This is a genomic window from Mesorhizobium kowhaii, assembly GCF_003253745.1.
GTDB lineage: Bacteria > Pseudomonadota > Alphaproteobacteria > Rhizobiales > Rhizobiaceae > Mesorhizobium > Mesorhizobium kowhaii.
The window spans coordinates 318,446-337,386 of the sequence record NZ_MZXV01000056.1 but is presented as its reverse complement, the minus strand read 5'-3'; the positions used below and the strand labels follow the sequence as shown (position 1 = coordinate 337,386).

Annotated in this window: 14 protein-coding genes; all 14 read left to right on the top strand. The window is 62.3% G+C overall.

From position 1 onward, the window contains the following. Positions 1-165 precede the first annotated feature (165 nt). The 14 genes from tssH (at position 166) to derI (ending at position 18,920) form a co-directional block, all read left to right on the top strand. Positions 166-2,976 carry a type VI secretion system ATPase TssH gene (tssH, locus tag B5V02_RS27085; protein WP_111547225.1) on the top strand — a complete coding sequence of 937 codons (2,811 nt, stop codon included), beginning with the start codon at positions 166-168 and terminating at the stop codon, positions 2,974-2,976. A gap of 604 nt (positions 2,977-3,580) precedes the next feature. After that, positions 3,581-5,116 (top strand): FGGY-family carbohydrate kinase, encoded by a 1,536-nt coding sequence (locus B5V02_RS27075; RefSeq protein ID WP_111547224.1) that lies wholly within the window; start codon positions 3,581-3,583, stop codon positions 5,114-5,116. Then, positions 5,113-5,889, top strand: a complete 777-nt coding sequence (locus tag B5V02_RS27070; protein WP_111547094.1) for a DeoR/GlpR family DNA-binding transcription regulator — start codon at positions 5,113-5,115, stop codon at positions 5,887-5,889. The genes B5V02_RS27075 and B5V02_RS27070 overlap by 4 nt, the downstream gene beginning before the upstream one ends. Further along, positions 5,886-7,592 (top strand): glycerol-3-phosphate dehydrogenase/oxidase, encoded by a 1,707-nt coding sequence (locus tag B5V02_RS27065; protein WP_111547093.1) that lies wholly within the window; start codon positions 5,886-5,888, stop codon positions 7,590-7,592. The genes B5V02_RS27070 and B5V02_RS27065 overlap by 4 nt, the downstream gene beginning before the upstream one ends. Before the next feature lie 431 nt (positions 7,593-8,023). Then, a complete protein-coding gene (locus tag B5V02_RS27060) occupies positions 8,024-9,046 on the top strand; it encodes a sugar-binding transcriptional regulator (RefSeq protein WP_111547092.1) in 1,023 nt (340 codons plus the stop codon). Between the two features lie 33 nt (positions 9,047-9,079). Further along, on the top strand, positions 9,080-9,736 hold the full coding sequence (locus B5V02_RS27055; protein ID WP_111547091.1) for a DUF2291 family protein: 657 nt from the start codon (positions 9,080-9,082) through the stop codon (positions 9,734-9,736). After that, positions 9,733-11,274 carry a sugar ABC transporter ATP-binding protein gene (locus tag B5V02_RS27050; protein ID WP_111547090.1) on the top strand — a complete coding sequence of 514 codons (1,542 nt, stop codon included), beginning with the start codon at positions 9,733-9,735 and terminating at the stop codon, positions 11,272-11,274. The genes B5V02_RS27055 and B5V02_RS27050 overlap by 4 nt, the downstream gene beginning before the upstream one ends. Before the next feature lie 26 nt (positions 11,275-11,300). Then, entirely contained in the window at positions 11,301-12,434 is a 1,134-nt protein-coding gene (locus B5V02_RS27045) for an ABC transporter permease (protein WP_111547089.1), read from the top strand. A 40-nt stretch (positions 12,435-12,474) separates the two neighbouring features. Then, positions 12,475-13,416 (top strand): D-ribose ABC transporter substrate-binding protein, encoded by a 942-nt coding sequence (locus B5V02_RS27040; RefSeq protein WP_111547223.1) that lies wholly within the window; start codon positions 12,475-12,477, stop codon positions 13,414-13,416. Positions 13,417-13,521: 105 nt separating this feature from the next. After that, positions 13,522-15,081 carry an FGGY-family carbohydrate kinase gene (locus tag B5V02_RS27035; protein WP_111547088.1) on the top strand — a complete coding sequence of 520 codons (1,560 nt, stop codon included), beginning with the start codon at positions 13,522-13,524 and terminating at the stop codon, positions 15,079-15,081. Then, positions 15,078-16,595: a glycerol-3-phosphate dehydrogenase gene (locus tag B5V02_RS27030; protein WP_111547087.1), complete on the top strand. Its 1,518-nt coding sequence runs from the start codon at positions 15,078-15,080 to the stop codon at positions 16,593-16,595. The genes B5V02_RS27035 and B5V02_RS27030 overlap by 4 nt, the downstream gene beginning before the upstream one ends. Further along, complete coding sequence (locus B5V02_RS27025; RefSeq protein WP_111547086.1) at positions 16,595-17,533, top strand: sugar phosphate isomerase/epimerase family protein; 939 nt, start codon at positions 16,595-16,597, stop codon at positions 17,531-17,533. Before B5V02_RS27030 ends, B5V02_RS27025 begins: the two co-directional genes overlap by 1 nt. A 63-nt stretch (positions 17,534-17,596) precedes the next feature. After that, a complete protein-coding gene (locus B5V02_RS27020) occupies positions 17,597-18,364 on the top strand; it encodes a triose-phosphate isomerase (protein WP_111547085.1) in 768 nt (255 codons plus the stop codon). A gap of 118 nt (positions 18,365-18,482) precedes the next feature. Further along, a complete protein-coding gene (gene derI / locus B5V02_RS27015; protein ID WP_111547084.1) occupies positions 18,483-18,920 on the top strand; it encodes a D-erythrulose-4-phosphate isomerase in 438 nt (145 codons plus the stop codon). Positions 18,921-18,941: the final 21 nt, after the last annotated feature.

Below are 18,941 nucleotides of genomic sequence, written 5' to 3'. Positions count from 1 at the left end.
TGTACTTTACCACAATTCAACGACTGCTCAAAAATTAACAGAAGCTAAACGCGACCGCCCTGAGTGCCGGCTGACCCGTGCATCGAGCCCCCGCCCATCACGCGCTTTGTCAAGTGACGGCTTATGTGGCAGGTTATCGGCTGGCAGATTGCAGGAGCACGTTCGATGGAACCGCGCCGGTCATCGCAGACCTTCAAACGCAAGGAACTGGTCGGCAAGCTCAATCCTGTCGGTGTGCGCGCCTTCAAGGCTGCGGCCGACACCGCCAAACTGCGCGGCAATCCTTACGTCGAACTCGTCCACTTCATCGAGCAACTGGTGCTTTCCGACCGCTCGGATGTGCAAATGATGATCGCCGATGCGGGACTGGATGCGAGCCGGCTCACCGCCGATATGACCCGCGCCGTCGACAAGCTGCCTTATGGCGCAACGTCGATCGAGGAATTTTCCGACCATATCTTCCATGCCATCCAGGAAGCCTGGAACCTGGCAACGCTTGAGTTCAGCGTCGAGGAAGTCCGCAGCGCACATATTCTCCTTGCCTGCCTGAAGACGCCGGTGCTGGAAGGCCTGCTGTCGAAGATCAGCGGCGAGTTTGACAAGATCGACGCCGATGCGGTCATCGCGCGGTTCGCCGATGTCATGGAAGGTTCGCTCGAAGCCGGCGCCGCCACCGCGGTTCCCGCAGCCGAAACGCCGAAGCGGGCCCTAGGCGGGGATTCGGCACTGGCGAAATACGCCACCGACCTGACCCAGCGCGCTCGCGACGGCAAGATCGATCCGGTCGTCGGCCGCGATCCGGAGATCAGGCAGATCGTCGATATCCTGATGCGACGCCGGCAAAACAACCCGATCCTGACCGGTGAGGCCGGGGTCGGCAAGACGGCGGTCGTCGAGGGCTTTGCCTTGCGTATCGCCCAGGGCGATGTGCCGCCTACACTTGAAGGGGTAAGCGTGCGCATGCTCGATGTCGGATTGATGCAGGCGGGTGCAAGCGTGAAGGGCGAGTTCGAAAAACGGCTGAAGGCCGTTATCGACGAGGTTCAATCGTCCGAAACGCCGGTCATCCTGTTCATCGACGAAGCCCACACCTTGATCGGCGCCGGCGGCGCAGCAGGAACGGGCGATGCCGCCAATCTCCTGAAGCCGGCGCTGGCGCGTGGCGAACTTCGCACCATCGCGGCAACGACCTGGGCCGAATACAAGCAGCACATCGAGAAAGACCCGGCGCTGACCCGCCGTTTCCAGGTGATAAAAATCGACGAGCCGTCGGAGGCCGTGGCCCTTCTCATGTTGCGCGGCGTGGCCGGCGTTCTGGAGCAGCACCACAAGGTGCAGATACTGGACGAGGCGATCGAGGCGGCGGTCGGCCTGTCGCATCGCTACATCCCGGCGCGGCAACTGCCCGACAAGGCGGTAAGCCTTCTCGACACCGCTTGCGCCCGTGTCGCCATATCGCAGCACGCCACGCCGGCCGAGGTCGAAGACATCGTGCGCCGCCGCCAGGCGTTGGAGGTCGAGCGCGGTATCATCAGCCGCGAGGCTGCGATCGGCATCGAGGTGACCGAGCGGCAGGCACGGGTCGACACCGGACTTGCCGAAACCGAGGTTACGCTGGCCGCGGCGCAACAACGTTGGGATCGGGAAAAAGCCCTGGTTGCCGAGATACTCGAATTGCGTGCCCGTCTGCGCGGCGAAGGTGTGCCGCTCGATGCGGTGGAGACGCCTGAGACCGATACCGAGACAGCAGGCGCGGACGCAGCCGAGACCGAGCCCCCCAAGACCGAAACGACAAAAACCGAGACGCCCAAAACCAAAACGGCCAAGACCAAAACGGCCAAGATCGACGTGGTGGCACCGGCGGCGGCCAATGTCCCTCAACCCGATCCGGCCGCCGATCTCGCCCGGCTGCGCGAACTGATGGCCGAACTGGCCGAGGCGCAAGGCGAAACGCCGCTGATCCTGCCGTCGGTCGACCGCAATGCGGTGGCGGCGGTCGTTCAGGACTGGACGGGAATCCCGACCGGGCGGATGCTGTCGAGCCAGACCGAAAAGGCGCTGCGGCTCGCTGCGACCCTGTCCGAGCGCGTGGTCGGCCAGGATCACGCCATGGAGATGATCGCCAAGCGTGTGCAGACCAGCCGCGCCGGGCTCGGCGCGCCGGAAAAACCGGTGGGCGTGTTCCTGCTCTGCGGTCCCTCGGGCGTCGGCAAGACCGAAACCGCATTGGCGTTGGCCGAAACGCTCTATGGTGGTGAGCAGAACCTCATCTCGATCAACATGTCCGAGTTCCAGGAGGCACATACGGTCTCTACCCTGAAGGGCGCTCCGCCCGGATATGTCGGCTATGGCAAGGGCGGAATCCTGACCGAGGCGGTCCGCCGCAAACCCTATTCGGTGATCCTGCTCGACGAGGTCGAGAAGGCCCATCCGGACGTGCACGAAATCTTTTTCCAGGTTTTCGACAAGGGCATGATGGACGACAGCGAAGGCCGGCGTATCGATTTCAAGAACACGCTGATCCTGCTCACCTCGAATGTCGGCTCGGAGGTCATCATGGACCGGACCAGGAACGGCACGCTACGGGCCGGGCTCAACGATCTGGACACCGCGCTGCGCAGCCCGTTGCTGAAGGTCTTCCCTGCGGCCTTTCTCGGCCGGGTGGTGACCATTCCTTACTATCCGCTCTCGGATTCGATGATCGAAGCGATCACCCGCCACCAGTTTGCCAAGATCGCTCGCCGGCTGCGTGCAACCAACGACGCGGAACTGGTGATCGGCGACGGTGTCATGGATCTGGTCAAGGCCCGCTGCACCGAGATCGAATCCGGCGGCCGGATGATCGATGCCATCCTGACCAACACGCTTCTGCCGGAATTGAGCCGCGGCGTGCTGAACCGGTCGCTCGGGGGCGAAAAGATGACGAAGGTGACCGTCGGCGCCTCCAAGGAGGGCTTCACCTATTCCTTCGAGTAGCGGAGGCTGGGCTTCCTGTTAGCGAAAGGCTGGCACATGAAGTCTTCAGCCTTCCGATGCACCCCTACCTGGACGAAGCCACGCAGGACTTCATTGTCGAAGCAATTCATGAAGTCTTGAACCCGTCGGTTTGATTCAATGCATGTCGCTCAAAAGTGGCCCCGGTTTTGAGACAACGACATGCATACAGACAAAGACTTAAAGCGCGTCGCATGAATCCGTTTCGACGCGACGCGCTTTGGCGGCGTTCGCGGAGATTTCGAGGCCGCCCAGTCCGGGCCGCGGCGTTTATGGGTTCAGCTTGTCGGGCGAGCCGACTGAATGAACGATCCGGATGGGATATTTGGGTGACGAAAAAAATCAACTAAATCAAATAGTTTGGAAATTTTGCATCTTTGATCATGTCAGATTTCAACGATGTTCGTAGTGTTGTCTCACATATTGACGTTAAATTAACAACTCTATATGGTTCGTTCAGTCCGCAAGGTACCCGCCGCTTTGTATCGCTGTTGCCCCTTGATTGTCGTTATATCTGTCGCCCTTGCCCCAGCCTGCAGGATTGTCGTGCAGTGCGCATCGCCAGTTGCTGAAAGAGGCGGTGATCATGCCCAGTTTGCTCGGAATCGATAACGGTCTCACGGTTACCAAGGCGGTGATCTTCGATGCCGATGGCACGCAGTTGTCGGTGGCGCGTCGCCGGGTGCCGCAGTCAATGCCCCATGCGCGCTGGGTGGAGCGCGACATGGCAGGCCTCTGGCAAGCGACCGCCGACGCAATCAAGGAAGCGATCGCGCTCTGCGGCCGGCCGGCGGACGACATCGGGGCGGTGGCGGCGACCGCGCATGGCGACGGCCTCTATCTGCTCGACAAGGATCGTCGGCCGCTAGGGCCCGGGATCCTGTCGCTCGACAGCCGCGCCGGCGAGATTGTCGAAAGATGGTCGGCGGATCTGGTCTTCGACGAAGCGCTCGCGTGCACAGGCCAGGCGCCGCATGTCTCGGCGCCGTCGGCGCTGCTTGCCTGGCTCAAGCAGAACGATCCGGATCGCTATGGTCGCATCGGCCACGTGCTGGCCTGCAAGGACTGGCTTCGCTTTTGCCTGACCGGCACGATCGGTACCGACTGTACGGAGGCGAGCACGTCGTTCACGGATTTCCGCACGCAGGCCTACGCGCCGGAAGCGATGCGCCTCTTCGGATTGGGCGACCTTTTCGACGCGCTGCCGCCGGTGGCGCATTCGGCCGACATCGTCGGCCACGTCACCGCCGATGCCGCCGAAATGACTGGCCTTCGCAAGGGAACGCCGGTCGCGTGCGGCCTGCACGACGTGACCGCCTCGGCGCTTGGCATGGGCGGCCATGAGGAGGGCGTGCTCAGCATCGTCGCCGGGACCTATTCCATCAACGAAGTCGTCTCTTCGCAACCGCGCGTCGACCGGCGTTGGTTCTGTCGCAACGCCATCGATGCAGGCCGCTGGAACAACATGTCGATATCGCCGGCCTCGACCGCAAACTACGACTGGTTTCTCGACAATTTCTGCCGCTCGGAGCAGGACAGGACGAACGCGGATGGCGGCTCCATCCACGAACTGCTGGCAGCAGAGATCGACGCGGCGCTGAAGAAGCCTTCGACCATCCTGTTTCATCCCTATCTGTTCGGCTCTCCCTATGGCGACGTTGCCAGCGGCAGTTTTGTTGGTCTTCACGGCTGGCACAATCGTGGCGACATGCTGAAGGCGGTTCTGGAAGGCATTGTTTTCAATCATCGCACCCATGTCGAAGCCCTGCGTGAGGGCTTTGCCGTCCGCGAGATACGCCTGACCGGTGGCGGTTCGCGCAATCCGGCTTTCGTTCAGATGTTTGCCGACGTGCTGAACGCCCCGGTCACCATCACCTCGACCGATGAGGCCGCCGCCTTGGGTGCTGCCCTTTGCGCCGGTGCCGCGGTCGGCATCTTCGCGACGCCGCAACAGGGTGCCAGGCAGGTCGGCATGACGGCGCGCCAGTATCAACCCGTGCCTGCCTCCAGTGCTGTGTTCAGCGACCGGTTTTCCCTCTACTGCCGCATCGCCGAGCAGCTGAAGCCGCAATGGCCGGAGATCGAAAGACTGGCACGGCCAGACACCAGGGGGACTGCATGATCAAGGCCGACGAACGACGCGAAGAGATCGCCGAGTATGTGATCAAGCTCGGCCAGGTGCGCATCGACGATCTGGTCGAGCATTTCGGCGTATCGCGCATGACCATCCACCGGCACATCGACCGGCTGGCGCAGCAGGGCGTGCTGCGCAAGCTGCACGGTGCGGTGACGGTTCAGCCTTCCGGCCTCTACGAAAGCGCCTTCCGCTACCGGGTGACGGTCAACAGAGCCGAGAAGGATACCCTGGCGCGGGCGGCACTGGATTATGTCGAAGCCGGACAGGTGGTCATGCTGGACGATTCATCGACGGCAAACGCCGTCGCCACGCTGCTGCTCGACGTCAAGCCGCTGACCGTCATCACCAACAGCGTGGCGACGGCTTCGCTGCTGACCAATGTCGACGACATCGACTTCATCTGTCTTGGTGGCAAGTACCACGGCACCTACAATGCCTATATCGGCATCGTCTGCGAGAACGCCGTGGCGCAGCTTCGTGCCAATGTTCTGATCTGTTCGGCTTCCGCCATCACCGGGACCACGGCCTTCATCCAGGATCCCAATGTCGTGCGGGTCAAGCAGGCGATGATGGCCGCATCGGTGAAACGCATCCTGCTGGTCGACCATGCCAAGTTCGACCGGATCGCACTGCATGTCTTCGACGATCTGACCAGTTTCGATGCCGTGCTGACGACCGAGGGCCTGGGCGATGCACAGGCACAGAGCCTCGAACGGGCTGGCGTGAAGCTGCGCATCGTCAAGACGACGGCACAATGAGCCCAACTGACGGAGCAGGCGCGGAAAATGCCGCCGGGCGTCTCGCCGCCATGGCCGGGACCGGCGAGGTCGACGTGGTCATTCTTGGCGCCGGCATTAACGGAGCGGGCCTGTTTCGCGACCTGTGCGCGCAAGGCGTCAGCTGCCTGATCGTCGACAAGGCGGATTTCGGCTCGGGCACCAGTGCCGCGCCATCGCGGCTCATCCATGGCGGCCTGAAATATCTCGAAACCGGCGAGTTCGGGCTGGTGGCGCAGTCGACGCTCGAACGCAATCTGCTTTTGAAAACCGCACCGCACTATGTCAGCCCGCTGCCAACCGTCATCCCGATCTTTTCCTGGAGCAAGGGCATGCTGGCGGCGCTGCGAACGCTGTTCGGCTCGACCAGCGCGCCGCGCAGCCGCGGCGCCATCCTGATCAAGATCGGCCTGATGATCTACGATTTCTATGGCTCGCGAAACCAGGTCATGCCGCGCCACCGCATGGTCGGGCGGCGGCAGGCGCTCAGTGAGATGCCGGCGCTCAACCCTTCGATCGTCGCCACCGGCACCTATTACGATGCCAAAGTAAGCCATCCTGAAAGGCTGGTGCTCGAGTTGATCCTCGATGGGTTGCAGGCAAATGCAGCCTCCGCCAGCGCGAACTACACGACGCTGGTGACTTCGGCCGATGGCGTCCTGACCTTCCAGCCGGAAAACGGCGGCGCATTTTCGGTGCGGCCAAAACTGGTGGTCAATGCCGCCGGCCCCTGGATCGACGATGTCAACGCCTTGCTGGGTGCACCGTCGAAGATGATCGGCGGCACCAAGGGCTCGCACATCCTGCTGCAGCATGACGAACTGGTAAAAAGCCTGGCCGGGCGGATGCTTTATTTCGAGGCCGATGACGGCCGCATCTGCCTTGTCTACGACTATCTCGGCCTGGCGCTGGTCGGCTCCACCGACATCAAGGCCGACAACCCCGACGAGGTCCGCTGCGAACCCGACGAAGTCGAGTATCTGCTCGAGAGTGTGCGGACGCTGCTGCCGGGCATGGCGTTCGAACGCGACCAGATCGTCTATGCCTATAGCGGTATCAGGCCGCTGCCGGCCTCGGATGCAGCGCTGCCGGGCCTGATCAGCCGCGATCATTCTGCCCCGGTCGCCGAGCCGGACCGGGACAGGCCCTTCGCGGTCATTTCGCTGGTCGGTGGCAAATGGACGACATTCCGCGGCTTTGCCGAGGAAGTCGCCAACGCCATACTCGACCGTCTGCAACGCAGCCGCAAGGTAACGACGCAATCCATGCCGATCGGCGGCGGCAAGGACTTCCCAGCCAATGCGGCGGCGCGCACGGACTGGCTGGCTCGGGCGGAAACAGGCATCGAGGAACGACGTCTCGACCAATTGCTGTCGCGCTACGGGACCAAAGCCCTGGAGATCGCCAGGCACGGGCTGGATGGCGTGGGCCATCTGCCGGACTCCGACGGCTACAGCAAATCGGAGATCGACTACATCGTCCGCAACGAATTCGTCGAACACCTGGCCGACATCGTCATGCGTCGCAGCACCCTGGCCATAGGCGGTACCCTGACATGCCGGGACCTGCAGGAGATTGCCGCGATCGCCGGGCGGGCACTGGGCTGGAGCGCCAAGCGTATTGCGCAGGAAGTCGAAGCCGCTGTTGTGGAGCTTGAAGGCAGGAACCTGATGCGGCTGGACTGATCGCGCCATCGACAGGGCCAATGCCCTTTCTTGAGGCAATCCGATCGGTTTGCCCATGGCTGCGTCGCATCCGCAAAAACGTTCCAACTCACAGCCGGATTGGGATTTTTATCCCATCGGATATATGTGATTAAAAACAGATGCTTAATGGATAATTCGGCGGCGATGACCTTTGTGCTGCCGCCGTCGGCGGCGTTAAATAACATAGATTGACGTTAAATTAACATCACCATATGATCAACTAACATGCTGACCTCCTAATAGGCCGAGGCTGACTGCCGATGCGCCGGCAGGCGGGGATCGGGGAGGGCGAGGCCTGTTAATTCCCCCGTCGCGGCTTGGGGCCAATCCGCGGAGGGATTGACAGCGATGCAGGGATGTGAAAATTTTTGCACACAAAGATAATAATATCATCTCAGGGAGGAGATGGCTTGAAATCCGGCGGAACCGCTAACCGCGACCACGAGTCCAGTCTCGCCACGCGCGCGGCCTGGCTTCACTATGCCGGCGGTCTCACTCAGGCCCAGGTGGCCAAGCGGCTTGGCCTGACCAGCCTCAAGGCGCATCGGCTCATCACCAAAGCCAACCAGGAAGGTCTGGTCAGGGTCTTCATCGACGGCGACGTCGCCGAGTGTGTGGAGTTGGAGCAGCGCCTGACCGCCGCATACGGGCTCGACTATTGCGAGGTGGTTCCGGATCTGGATCAGGAAGACCTGCCACTGAGGGGGCTGGGCATCGCCGGCGCGCAGTTTCTGAAGCGCGAGATCGATCGTGGCGAAGACATGCTGATCGGCGTCGGCCATGGCCGCACCCTGGCCGCAAGCGTCGAATATCTGACGCGCACCGCAGCCCCCCATATCCGTTTCGTCTCGCTGCTCGGTGGCGTGACGCGAAAGTTTGCGGCCAACCCGCACGACGTCATGCATCGGCTGGCCGAGCGGACCGGCGCGCAGGCCTATGTGATGCCGGTGCCTTTCGTCGCCAACACGACGGAGGACCGCGAGGTGCTGCTTGGCCAGCGCGGCATCAGTGACGTCTTCGCTCTTGCAAGCCGGTCCGACCTGATGTTCGTCGGCATTGGTACCGCCGAGCGGGAAGCCTCGCTGGTTGCAACCGGCATGATCGAACATTCCGAAATCGACGAGGTCAAACGCGATGGCGGCGTCGGCGAGCTGCTCGCCCACTTCTTCGACGACAAGGGGCGCCCGGTGGAAACAGCGCTGTCGGAACGAATCCTGGCGCTCCCGCGCGACCAATTGAAAGGCCGCAGGATCGTCGCCGTCGCTGGCGGCAAGGTGAAAGTGCGGGCGATCAAAGCGGTGCTCGAAAGCCGTTACCTGAGCGGCCTGATCACCGATGAATGCACCGCCCGTGCCCTTGTCGAACTGAACCAATCCAATGGAACGCCCGGCGTGGCGAAGCACCATGTGAACGGAGGATCGTCGAATGCGTGACAACGGCAAATCCGCTTTGCTGGCGATTGCGTCATGAGCGCGAAGGCCACCACGGCGCCAACCCGTCAGGCCTCGCCTGGCCTGCGGCGGACCATCGCTGCCGCCGCGGCCCTGGTTCTGCTCGGCGCCATGGCGCTCGACACCAAGGTCATCAAGATCGGATCCGCGGGCGACGTTCGCAGCGCCGTCTTTTCCGCGGCCGACTATGGCAAGTCGGAGTTTCCCAAGGTTCAGGCCGATGTCGAAGCACGCGCCGCCGACGCGGTGACGGTGGCGACGGCGATCGCCAAGGACAGGACAACTGCCGAGAAGGAATACGGCATGCCTGCGGGCGTCGGACCGGTCATCTCGGTCAAGTTCAATGGCGTCGTCGGCGAGGGAAAATCGGGCATCTACAAGATCGCCGTCGAGGGCGTGCCGGATACGTTGCAGGTTCGCGTGCAGACGGGGCCGGCGATCAACGGCACCGAGCTGCGCGACGCCACCGGCAAGATCACATTTGGCCAGTTCACCAATCAGATCGAATACCAGGACGCCGGCTCGGCGCTGAACAACGAGATGAAGAAGGAAGTCCTGGCAAAGGTCGATACCAGCGCCCTGACCGGCAAGACCATATCGGTGGTGGGCGCGTTCAAGCTGGTCAATCCGAAGAGCTGGCTCGTCACTCCGGTGAGGCTGGAGGTGCAATGAAACCGGCTGCCGAGACCGCGCCCGCGACTGGCGACGCCGTGCTTTCGGCGCGCAACATCGTCATGTCGTATGGTGGCGTTCATGCGCTCAAGGGCGTCAATTTCGACATCCATCGCGGCAAGGTTACTACGCTTTTTGGCGAGAATGGCGCCGGCAAGTCGACGCTGATGAAGATCCTGTCCGGTGTCGTCACGCCGACATCCGGCGACATCGTGCTCGACGGCAATTTTGTCAGTTTTTCCTCGTCCTCGGACGCGCGCGATCGTGGCATCTCGATCATTCACCAGGAACTCAGCCTGGCGCCGAATCTCAGCGTTCGCGACAACATCTTCATGGGCCGTGAGCTGCGCACCAGGACTGGCCTCGACTTCGCCGAGGAGTCGCGCCAGGCGCGCGCGCTGATGGCCGATCTCGAAGAAGACATCGACCCGATGACGCTGGTCGAGGATTTGCGCCTCGGGCAGCAGCAGATCGTCGAGATCGCGCGGGCGCTGTCGGTCGACTCGCGCATCCTCATCATGGACGAACCGACCTCGGCGCTCAGCGCAACGGAAGTGGAGGTGCTGTTCAAGGTTATCCGCGACCTGACCAGCCGCGGCGTCTCCATCGTCTACATTTCGCATCACCTCGAAGAGGCGCTGCAGATCACCGACTACGCCGTTGTCCTGCGCGACGGCGCGATAACGGCAACGGCCGAAGCCAGGGACATCGATCTCGAGTGGATCGTCCGCAACATGGTGGGCGAAAACTTCGATCTCGGCTCGCCGCCGACCGGCCATGAGTTCGGCGAGGTCGCCCTGTCGATCGAGGATGTCAGCGTCATAGACGCTTCGGGTTCAGGCTATTCCGTCGTCGATCACCTGTCGCTGGATGTCAGGGCGGGCGAGATCGTCTGCATCTATGGGCTGATGGGCGCCGGGCGCACGGAATTGCTGGAAGCCGTCGCCGGACGGATGCCGATGGCGGGCGGCCGGGCGCTTCTGGAGGGCGAGGACGTCTCGAGACTGAGCATTGCCCAGCGCATCGCCAAAGGCCTTGTGCTCGTCCCCGAGGACCGCCAACGCGACGGGCTGGTGCAGACGATGACCGTCGGCCGCAATCTTTCGCTTGCCAGCATCGAGGCGTTTGCAAAAGGGCTGTTTCTGTCCCGCTCCAGGGAGCGAGAGCTGGTCGAAGACTCGATCCGCAAGGTGACCGTCAAGACCGCGGGCGGCAATGCCATGATCGGATCGCTGTCGGGCGGCAATCAACAGAAGGTCGTCATCGGCAAGATGCTGACGACAAACCCAAAAGTCATCCTCCTCGACGAGCCGAGCCGCGGTATCGATGTCGGCGCCAAGGCCGAGGTCTTCCGCTTGCTCAGCGAGCGTGCCGCGCAAGGCCTGGCGGTCGTCTTCTCGACTTCCGAGGTCAACGAGTGCCTCAGCATCGCGCACCGGATCGTCGTGATGCGCCGGGGCAGGATTTCAGCAGAGTTCGGCGCCAGCGCCACCAAAGAGCAGATCATGGCCGCCTCCGGCGAAGCCGTGGTCGCCTGATCACCAGGAATTTCGGAGCCCCGATCATGACCGACGTCAGCCAGGCCAGAAAACAGTCCAGTCCAAGCGCGCGCGGCGAAGGCTTCGATCTTGCCAAGCTGCTGCTCGAGGGCCGGGCCTTCTTTGCCCTGATCGTCATCATCGTCGTCTTCTCGATCCTGTCGCCCTACTACCTCTCGGTGGCGAATTTCCTGACCATGGCCTCGCATGTCGCCATCTTCGGAATTCTCGCGGTCGGCATGCTTCTCGTCATCCTCAATGGCGGCATCGATCTGTCTGTGGGCTCGACGCTCGGGCTTGCCGGCGTCGTTGCCGGGTTCCTGATGCAAGGCGTGACGCTGACCTGGCTGGGCGTCGTTCTCTACCCGCCGGTCTGGGTGGTCGCGGTGATTGCCTGCATGCTGGGCGCCGGCGTCGGGCTGATCAACGGCGTGCTCATCGCGCGCTTCAAGGTTCCGGCCTTCGTGGCCACGCTGGGCGTCATGTACATGGCGCGCGGCCTGGCGCTGCTGATGACCAGCGGCCTGACCTACAACAATCTCGGCGGCAAACCGGAGCTGGGAAACACCGGATTTGATGCGCTTGGCTTCAACCGCCTGTTCGGCGTGCCGACCGGCGTGGTGGTTCTGGCGGTTATCGCGCTCATAGGCAGCATCGTCTTGAACCGCACCGCTTTCGGGCGTTGGCTTTACGCATCAGGCGGCAACGAGCGTGCGGCCGAACTGTCCGGCGTTCCGGTCAAGACGGTGCAGGTTTCCGTCTATGTGCTTTCAGGTATCTGTGCCGCCATTGCCGGCCTGATCCTGTCCTCGCAGCTGACCTCGGCGGGGCCGACCGCCGGCACCACCTACGAATTGACGGCCATCGCGGCTGTCGTCATTGGCGGCGCGGCGCTGACCGGCGGGCGCGGCAACATCCGTGGAACCCTGCTCGGCGCCTTCGTCATCGGCTTCCTTTCCGACGGTCTGGTGATCATCGGCATCTCATCCTACTGGCAGACTGTGTTCACCGGCGCGGTCATCGTGCTCGCCGTGCTCCTCAATGCCGTTCAGTATCGCCGCCGCAGCAAGCTCCCAAGCTCGACAGGTGGCCAACCGACTTCTCAGCAACGGGGGAAGGCCGAGCCGGCCAATCCTGCCCAAGGGAAGACTGCCAGGTGACTGGCAGCAACACCGCGTAAATCATTTGGAGGAAATGTACATGAAAACCATGCTGAAAAGTCTGCTTGCCGCCGCGATGGTTGTCGGGTTTACGGCCGCCGCGTCGGCCGCAGGCCTGATCTCGATCATCGTCAACGATCCGGCCAACCCCTACTGGCTGACCGAGGGCAACGTTGCCAAGGCCGAAGCCGAGAAGCTCGGCTATACGGCCAACGTCGCCGCCCACAAGGGCGACACCAACACGGAAAGCAACCTGATCGACACCGCCATCACCAACAAGTCCGTGGCGATCATCCTTGATCCGGCCAACGCCGACGGCTCCGTCGGCGCGGTGAAGAAGGCGATTGCCGCCAATATCCCGGTTTTCCTCGTCAACGCCGAGATCAATCAGGAAGGTCTCGCCAAGGGGCAGCTCGTTTCCAACAATGCCCAGGGTGCTGCTCTGGGCGCCCAGCAATGGGTGCAGGCAGTTGGCGAAAAGGGCAAATATGTCGAACTGCTCGGCGCTCCGTCGGACAACAATGCCGCCACGCGCTCGAACGGTTACGCGACCGTGCTCAGCCAATATCCGGATCTCGAAAAGGCTGCCTCGCAGGTCGCCGACTGGGATCGTACCAAGGGCCATGACAAGATGCAGAGCATGCTGCAGGCCAATCCCGACATCATCGCCGTGATCAGCGGCAATGACGAAATGGCGCTCGGCGCGGTTGCGGCGCTGAAGGAAGCCGGCAAGCTTGCCGGCATCAAGGTCGGCGGCTTCGACGGCTCTCCGGACGCGGTTGCGGCGATCAAGTCCGGTGAACTGCAGTACACCGTGCTTCAGCCAGTGGCCATCTTCTCGGCCAAGGCCGTGCAGCAGGCGGACTCGTTCATCAAGTCGGGCGCCACAGGTGCTGCGACCGAGAAGCAGCTGTTTGATTGCCTTCTCATCACCAAGGACAATGTCGACAAGTACACCGCACCCTTCGTGCTGTCGGAATGAAACCTGCACAGGGGGTGTCCTTGCGGACACTCCCTGCCTCTTCTACGGCTGAGACAGCAAGACTGTCCTTGTGAACTGCCTTCGTAACCAACCGGAATTTGCGGCATGAAAGATCTGCTGATCGGGATCGACGCGGGAACGTCGGTGATCAAATCGGTCGCTTTCGATCTGTCCGGTCGGCAGCTCGCCATGACGTCGGTGACCAACAGCTTCGTCACGCTGGAAGGTGGCGGCGCCGAGCAGGACCTCGATCAGACCTGGCGCGACATGGCACTGACGGTTCGCGACCTGGCGACCAAAATTCCCAACCTCGCGCAACGAACCGCGGCGGTTGCCATCACCGGGCAGGGCGACGGAACCTGGTTGATCGATGGCGACGGCTTGCCTGTCTCGCGCGCCTGGCTGTGGCTCGACGCCCGCGCCGGACATCTGGTGGACGAGATGCGCGCCGATCCCCGCGATCGCACGCGGTTTGAACTGACCGGCACGGGGCTCAATTCCTGCCAGCAGGGCGCCCAGCTTGCCTTTATGAAAAAGAACAATCCGGACATGCTGAAGCAGGCGGCGACCGCGCTGCATTGCAAGGATTGGCTCTACTTCAAGATGACGGGCGAACGCGCCACCGATCCGTCAGAAGGAACCTTCACCTTCGGCGATTTTCGCTCGCGCAGCTATTGCGACGAAGTCTTCGACATCCTGGATCTGACGACGCATCGCCGCCTGTTGCCTCCGATGCTTGAAGGCACCACCGACCATCATCCGCTATCGCGATCGGCGGCAGGAGAGACCGGCCTGCTTGACGGTACGCCGGTGGTCCTGGGCTACGTGGATATGGTCATGACAGCGCTCGGAGCCGGCCTCTATGATCCGAGCGGCAATGTCGGCTGCACGGTCATCGGCTCGACCGGCATACACACGCGCTTCGCCCGCACACCCGGCGATGTCGTGCTCAACGACGATGGGTCCGGCTACACGATCGCCATGCCTATTCCGGGTGCCTTTGCACAATTGCAATCCAATATGGCGGCGACGCTCAACATAGACTGGCTGCTTGGCCTTGCGCGCGACGTGCTCACCGCCGGCGGCGCCGAGCTCTCGCGTGACGAATTGCTGAAAGCGCTCGACGTCTGGGTGGAGGGATCGGAGCCGGGATCGCTGGTCTACCAGCCTTACATATCGCTGGCCGGCGAACGCGGACCATTCGTCGACCCCAATGCGCGCGCAGGCTTCATCGGCCTGTCCGTCAAGCACGGGTTTGGCGATCTGGCGCGCGCCGTTCTTGAGGGATTGGCCTTCGCAGCCCGCGATTGCTACCAGGCGATGGGCACGGTGCCGAGCGAGATCCGGCTGTCGGGGGGTGCTGCGCGCAGCCCGTCTCTGCGTCGCATCATCGCAGCGGCGACCCGGGCGCAAGTGCGAACGAGCAGCCGCCAGGAAGCCGGCGCGGCGGGTGCCGCGATGATGGCCGCCGTCGGCCTTGGCGTCTATCGCTCCATGGACGACTGCGCTGCCGAATGGGTGACGCCGCTTCTCGGCGACTGCGATGCCTATGACGAGGCGCTATCGCAAACCTACGATGCGCTCTTCCCTTCGTTCGTTGCGGCGCATCAGGCACTTCGGCCGGTGTGGAAGGGCATGGCACACCGCACAGGAGCAAAATCTTGAGCAATACAGCAGATGTCGTCGATCTCTTCGTGATTGGCGGCGGCGTCAATGGGGCCGGCATAGCGCGCGACGCGGCAGGTCGCGGGCTGTCCGTCATCCTGTGCGAAAAGGACGATCTCGCGCAAGGCACCAGCTCGCGCTCCGGCAAGCTTGTGCATGGCGGCCTGCGCTATCTGGAATACTACGAGTTTCGGCTGGTTCGCGAAGCGCTGATCGAGCGCGAGGTTCTGCTCGAGGCGGCGCCGCATATTATCTGGCCGATGCGCTTCGTTCTTCCGCACAGTCCCGAAGACAGGCCTGCATGGCTGGTCCGGCTCGGGCTGTTTCTCTACGATCACCTTGGCGGCCGCAAACGGCTGCCGGGAACGAGGACGCTTGATCTGAGAACAGCGCCGGAAGGGGCGCCGATCAAGGACGAATTCAAGCGCGGTTTCGAATATTCCGACTGCTGGGTCGACGATGGGCGCCTGGTGCTGCTCAACGCCCTGGACGCCAGGCAGCGCGGCGCCAGGGTGCTCACGCGCACCGCTTGTGTCGCGGCGCGCCGCGAAGACGGCCTGTGGTCGATCGACATGCAGGATGGCCGCTCAGGCGCGGTGACCAAAGTCCGCGCGCGGGCGCTGGTCAATGCGGCAGGGCCGTGGGTCAATGACATCGTAAGCCGCGTCGCCGGTCAGAATTCCACCCGCAATGTTCGGCTTGTAAAGGGCAGCCATATCGTCGTGCCCAAATTCTGGGAGGGACGGCAGGCCTATCTCATCCAGAACAGCGACAAGCGGGTGATCTTCGTCAACCCCTACGAGAACGATCTGGCGCTGATCGGCACGACCGACATTCCCTATGAAGGCAGGCCTGAGGAAGTGGCTGCTGAGCCAAGCGAAGTCGATTATCTGATCAAGGTGGTCAATCGCTATTTCAAGCGACAGCTGACGCCGCGGGACGTGGTCTACAGCTTCTCCGGCGTGCGCCCGCTCTATGACGACAACGCCGACAATCCAAGCGCGGTGACGCGCGACTATATTTTCGAACTCGACGCCCCGAGCGGCGGCGCACCGCTGCTTTCGGTATTCGGCGGCAAGATCACCACCTTCCGCAAGCTGTCCGAACATGCGCTGGAAAAAATCCAGCCGTTCTTTCCGACAATGGGGAAGGCCTGGACGGCCAAGATTCCCTTGCCGGGGGGCGACCTGCCGAACGCAGATTTCGAACAGTTCCTGAGCGACTTGCATACCGAGTTTCCGTGGCTCAGCCCGTCGCTGGTGAAGCACTACGCTCGAAGCTATGGAAGCCGTGCCAGACAATTGCTCGCCGGCACACAAAGCGAGGCGGATCTCGGCCGCCGCTTCGGCCCCGATTTTTATGAACGGGAGGCAAAGTTCCTGGTCGAGACCGAATGGGCCGGCACATCAGCCGATATCCTGGAACGTCGTACCAAACATGGCCTGCATATCAACGCGACCGAGCGGAAGACATTCGAGGACTGGTTCGGCAACATCATGGCGGTGGCAGACTGATGGCCTTCACGCTTTCCCTCAACACCAATCCGCTGGTCAATCGCTTCGCCGATCCCGACGACCTGATCGACGCGATTGCCTATGGCATCGGCATCCGCGACGTGCAGCTGACGCACGAATTCGTCAATCCGGGCTGGCCGGCGGCGACGATCGCCAAATTCCTGCGCCAGTTCAACAGCGCGCTTTCGCGGACCGGTGTCAGGATCACCTCCGGGATGACCGGACCCTATGGCCGGCTCAATCATTTCGGCCATCCGGACCCGGATGTCCGGCGCTACTATGTCGACTGGTTCAAGACCTTCGCCGACATTTCCGCCGAACTCGGTGCACCAAGCATGGGCACGCAGTTCGCCATATTTACCTACAAGGATTATGACGATCCGCAGCGGCGGGCAGTGCTTCTCGACATCGCGCTTGAATGCTGGCGCGAGGTCGCCGAACACGCCAAGGCGGCGGGCCTGACATATCTGTTCTGGGAGCCGATGTCGGTGGGCAGGGAATTTGGCCACACGATCGAAAGCTGCGTCACGCTGCAGGGCGCCATCGATGCGGCGAAGCTGCTGATCCCGATGAAGATGATGGTGGATATCGACCATGGCGACGTCACCTCGCCAAATCCCGCCGATACCGATCCTTATGCCTGGGCGAAAGCGTTTCCATTGCAATCGCCGATCATCCACATCAAGCAGTCTTCGATGAACAAGGGCGGGCACTGGCCGTTCACGGCTGCCTACAACAAGGACGGCCGCATAATTCCGCAGAAGTTGCTCGACACGGTGCGGCAGGGCGGCGGAACCGACAACGAAATTTGCCTTGAACTTTCCTTCAGGGAGAGGGAACCGGTCGATCATCAGGTTATCGAGATGATCCGCGAGTCGGTGGATTTCTGGGCGCCTTACATCGACAGCGGCCGCGATAGTCTCAAGCCTCGGGCGTGAACGAATACGTCGCCTAAAAGCCGGCGCCGACGTCGGCCGGAAAAGTATCGAAGGAGAAAAAGAATGACCCCATATTGGGTCGGCACGAGCTGGAAGATGAACAAGACGCTGGCGGAGGCGCTGGAGTTTGCCGATGCACTGGCGGCATTCGTGCCTGGTTTCGATCAGGCGATACAACCTTTCGTCATTCCGCCATTCACCGCCGTGCGCGAGGTCAAGGCGGCGCTGGCTGCGACCCGCGTGAAAGTCGGCGCCCAGAACATGCATTGGGCGGACGCCGGTGCCTGGACGGGGGAGGTTTCGCCGGTAATGCTCAGGGATTGCGGGCTCGACCTGATTGAACTCGGCCATAGCGAGCGCCGCGAGCATTTCGGCGAAACGGATGCGACTGTTGGATTGAAGACGGCCGCAGCGGTCAGGCACGGTTTCGTGCCGCTGATCTGCGTTGGAGAGACGCTGGCCGAGCGTGAAGACGGACGCGCCGATGCGGTGTTGACCGCCCAGGTTCTCGGTGCGCTGCAAGGTCTGAAGGACGCCGAGCTGTCGGCAGAAATCCTCTTTGCCTATGAACCGGTCTGGGCGATCGGCGAGAAGGGCATTCCGGCCAGCGCCGACTATGCCGACAAGCAGCAGACGCTGATCAAGCAGGTGGCTGCAAGCCGGTTGCCGAACGCGCCGCCTGTGCTTTACGGCGGCAGTGTCAATCCCGGCAACGCGGCCGAGCTGATCGGCCAGCCGCATGTCGACGGCCTATTCATCGGCCGCTCGGCGTGGCAAGCGGAAGGCTATATCGACATCCTGAAAAAGGCGTCGGCCGCCATCGGGCGCTGACCGTCAGAGCAATTCCAGGAAAAGTGTGAAACGGTTTTCCCGGGAAAAGCGCGTAGCACTTTCCCTAGGGAATTGCGTCAAAACAAGCTCTAAGACACGAAGCAAAGGAGTTCATTGCATGAAAATCGCACTCGGAGCCGACAGCGCCGGCAAGCCGCTGCTCGATGTCATCGCCAAGCATCTCGCCACCAAGCCGGAGCTGCAGGTCGTTGATCTTAGCCAGGCCGGATACTACGCCGATATCGCCGCCAAGGTCGGCCACGAAATTCTGGACGGCAGCTACGACCGGGCCATCCTGTTCTGCGGCACCGGCATCGGCGTCAGCATATCCGCCAACAAAGTCCCGGGCATTCGCGCCGCATTGACCCACGATACCTATTCCGCCGAGCGTGCCGCCAAGTCCAACAACGCCCAGATCATCACCATGGGCGCCCGCGTCATCGGTCCCGAACTGGCGAAATCGATCGCCGACGCGTGGCTGGCCTCGGAGTTCGATCCGAACGGCCCCTCCGCCGCAAACGTCCAGGCCATCGACAAGCTCGACAGCAAGCGCTGAAGACACGAGGGGATCGCAGTT

Excerpts from the sequence above, each read along its gene's own strand:
- B5V02_RS27045 (WP_111547089.1), top strand. The coding sequence starts at position 11,301 with ATGACCGACGTCAGCCAGGCCAGAAAACAGTCCAGTCCAAGCGCGCGC.
- B5V02_RS27050 (WP_111547090.1), top strand. The coding sequence starts at position 9,733 with ATGAAACCGGCTGCCGAGACCGCGCCCGCGACTGGCGACGCCGTGCTT.
- B5V02_RS27025 (WP_111547086.1), top strand. The coding sequence starts at position 16,595 with ATGGCCTTCACGCTTTCCCTCAACACCAATCCGCTGGTCAATCGCTTC.
- B5V02_RS27020 (WP_111547085.1), top strand. The coding sequence starts at position 17,597 with ATGACCCCATATTGGGTCGGCACGAGCTGGAAGATGAACAAGACGCTG.
- B5V02_RS27065 (WP_111547093.1), top strand. The coding sequence starts at position 5,886 with ATGAGCCCAACTGACGGAGCAGGCGCGGAAAATGCCGCCGGGCGTCTC.
- B5V02_RS27070 (WP_111547094.1), top strand. The coding sequence starts at position 5,113 with ATGATCAAGGCCGACGAACGACGCGAAGAGATCGCCGAGTATGTGATC.
- B5V02_RS27035 (WP_111547088.1), top strand. The coding sequence starts at position 13,522 with ATGAAAGATCTGCTGATCGGGATCGACGCGGGAACGTCGGTGATCAAA.
- B5V02_RS27040 (WP_111547223.1), top strand. The coding sequence starts at position 12,475 with ATGAAAACCATGCTGAAAAGTCTGCTTGCCGCCGCGATGGTTGTCGGG.
- B5V02_RS27075 (WP_111547224.1), top strand. The coding sequence starts at position 3,581 with ATGCCCAGTTTGCTCGGAATCGATAACGGTCTCACGGTTACCAAGGCG.
- tssH (WP_111547225.1), top strand. The coding sequence starts at position 166 with ATGGAACCGCGCCGGTCATCGCAGACCTTCAAACGCAAGGAACTGGTC.
- B5V02_RS27055 (WP_111547091.1), top strand. The coding sequence starts at position 9,080 with ATGAGCGCGAAGGCCACCACGGCGCCAACCCGTCAGGCCTCGCCTGGC.
- derI (WP_111547084.1), top strand. The coding sequence starts at position 18,483 with ATGAAAATCGCACTCGGAGCCGACAGCGCCGGCAAGCCGCTGCTCGAT.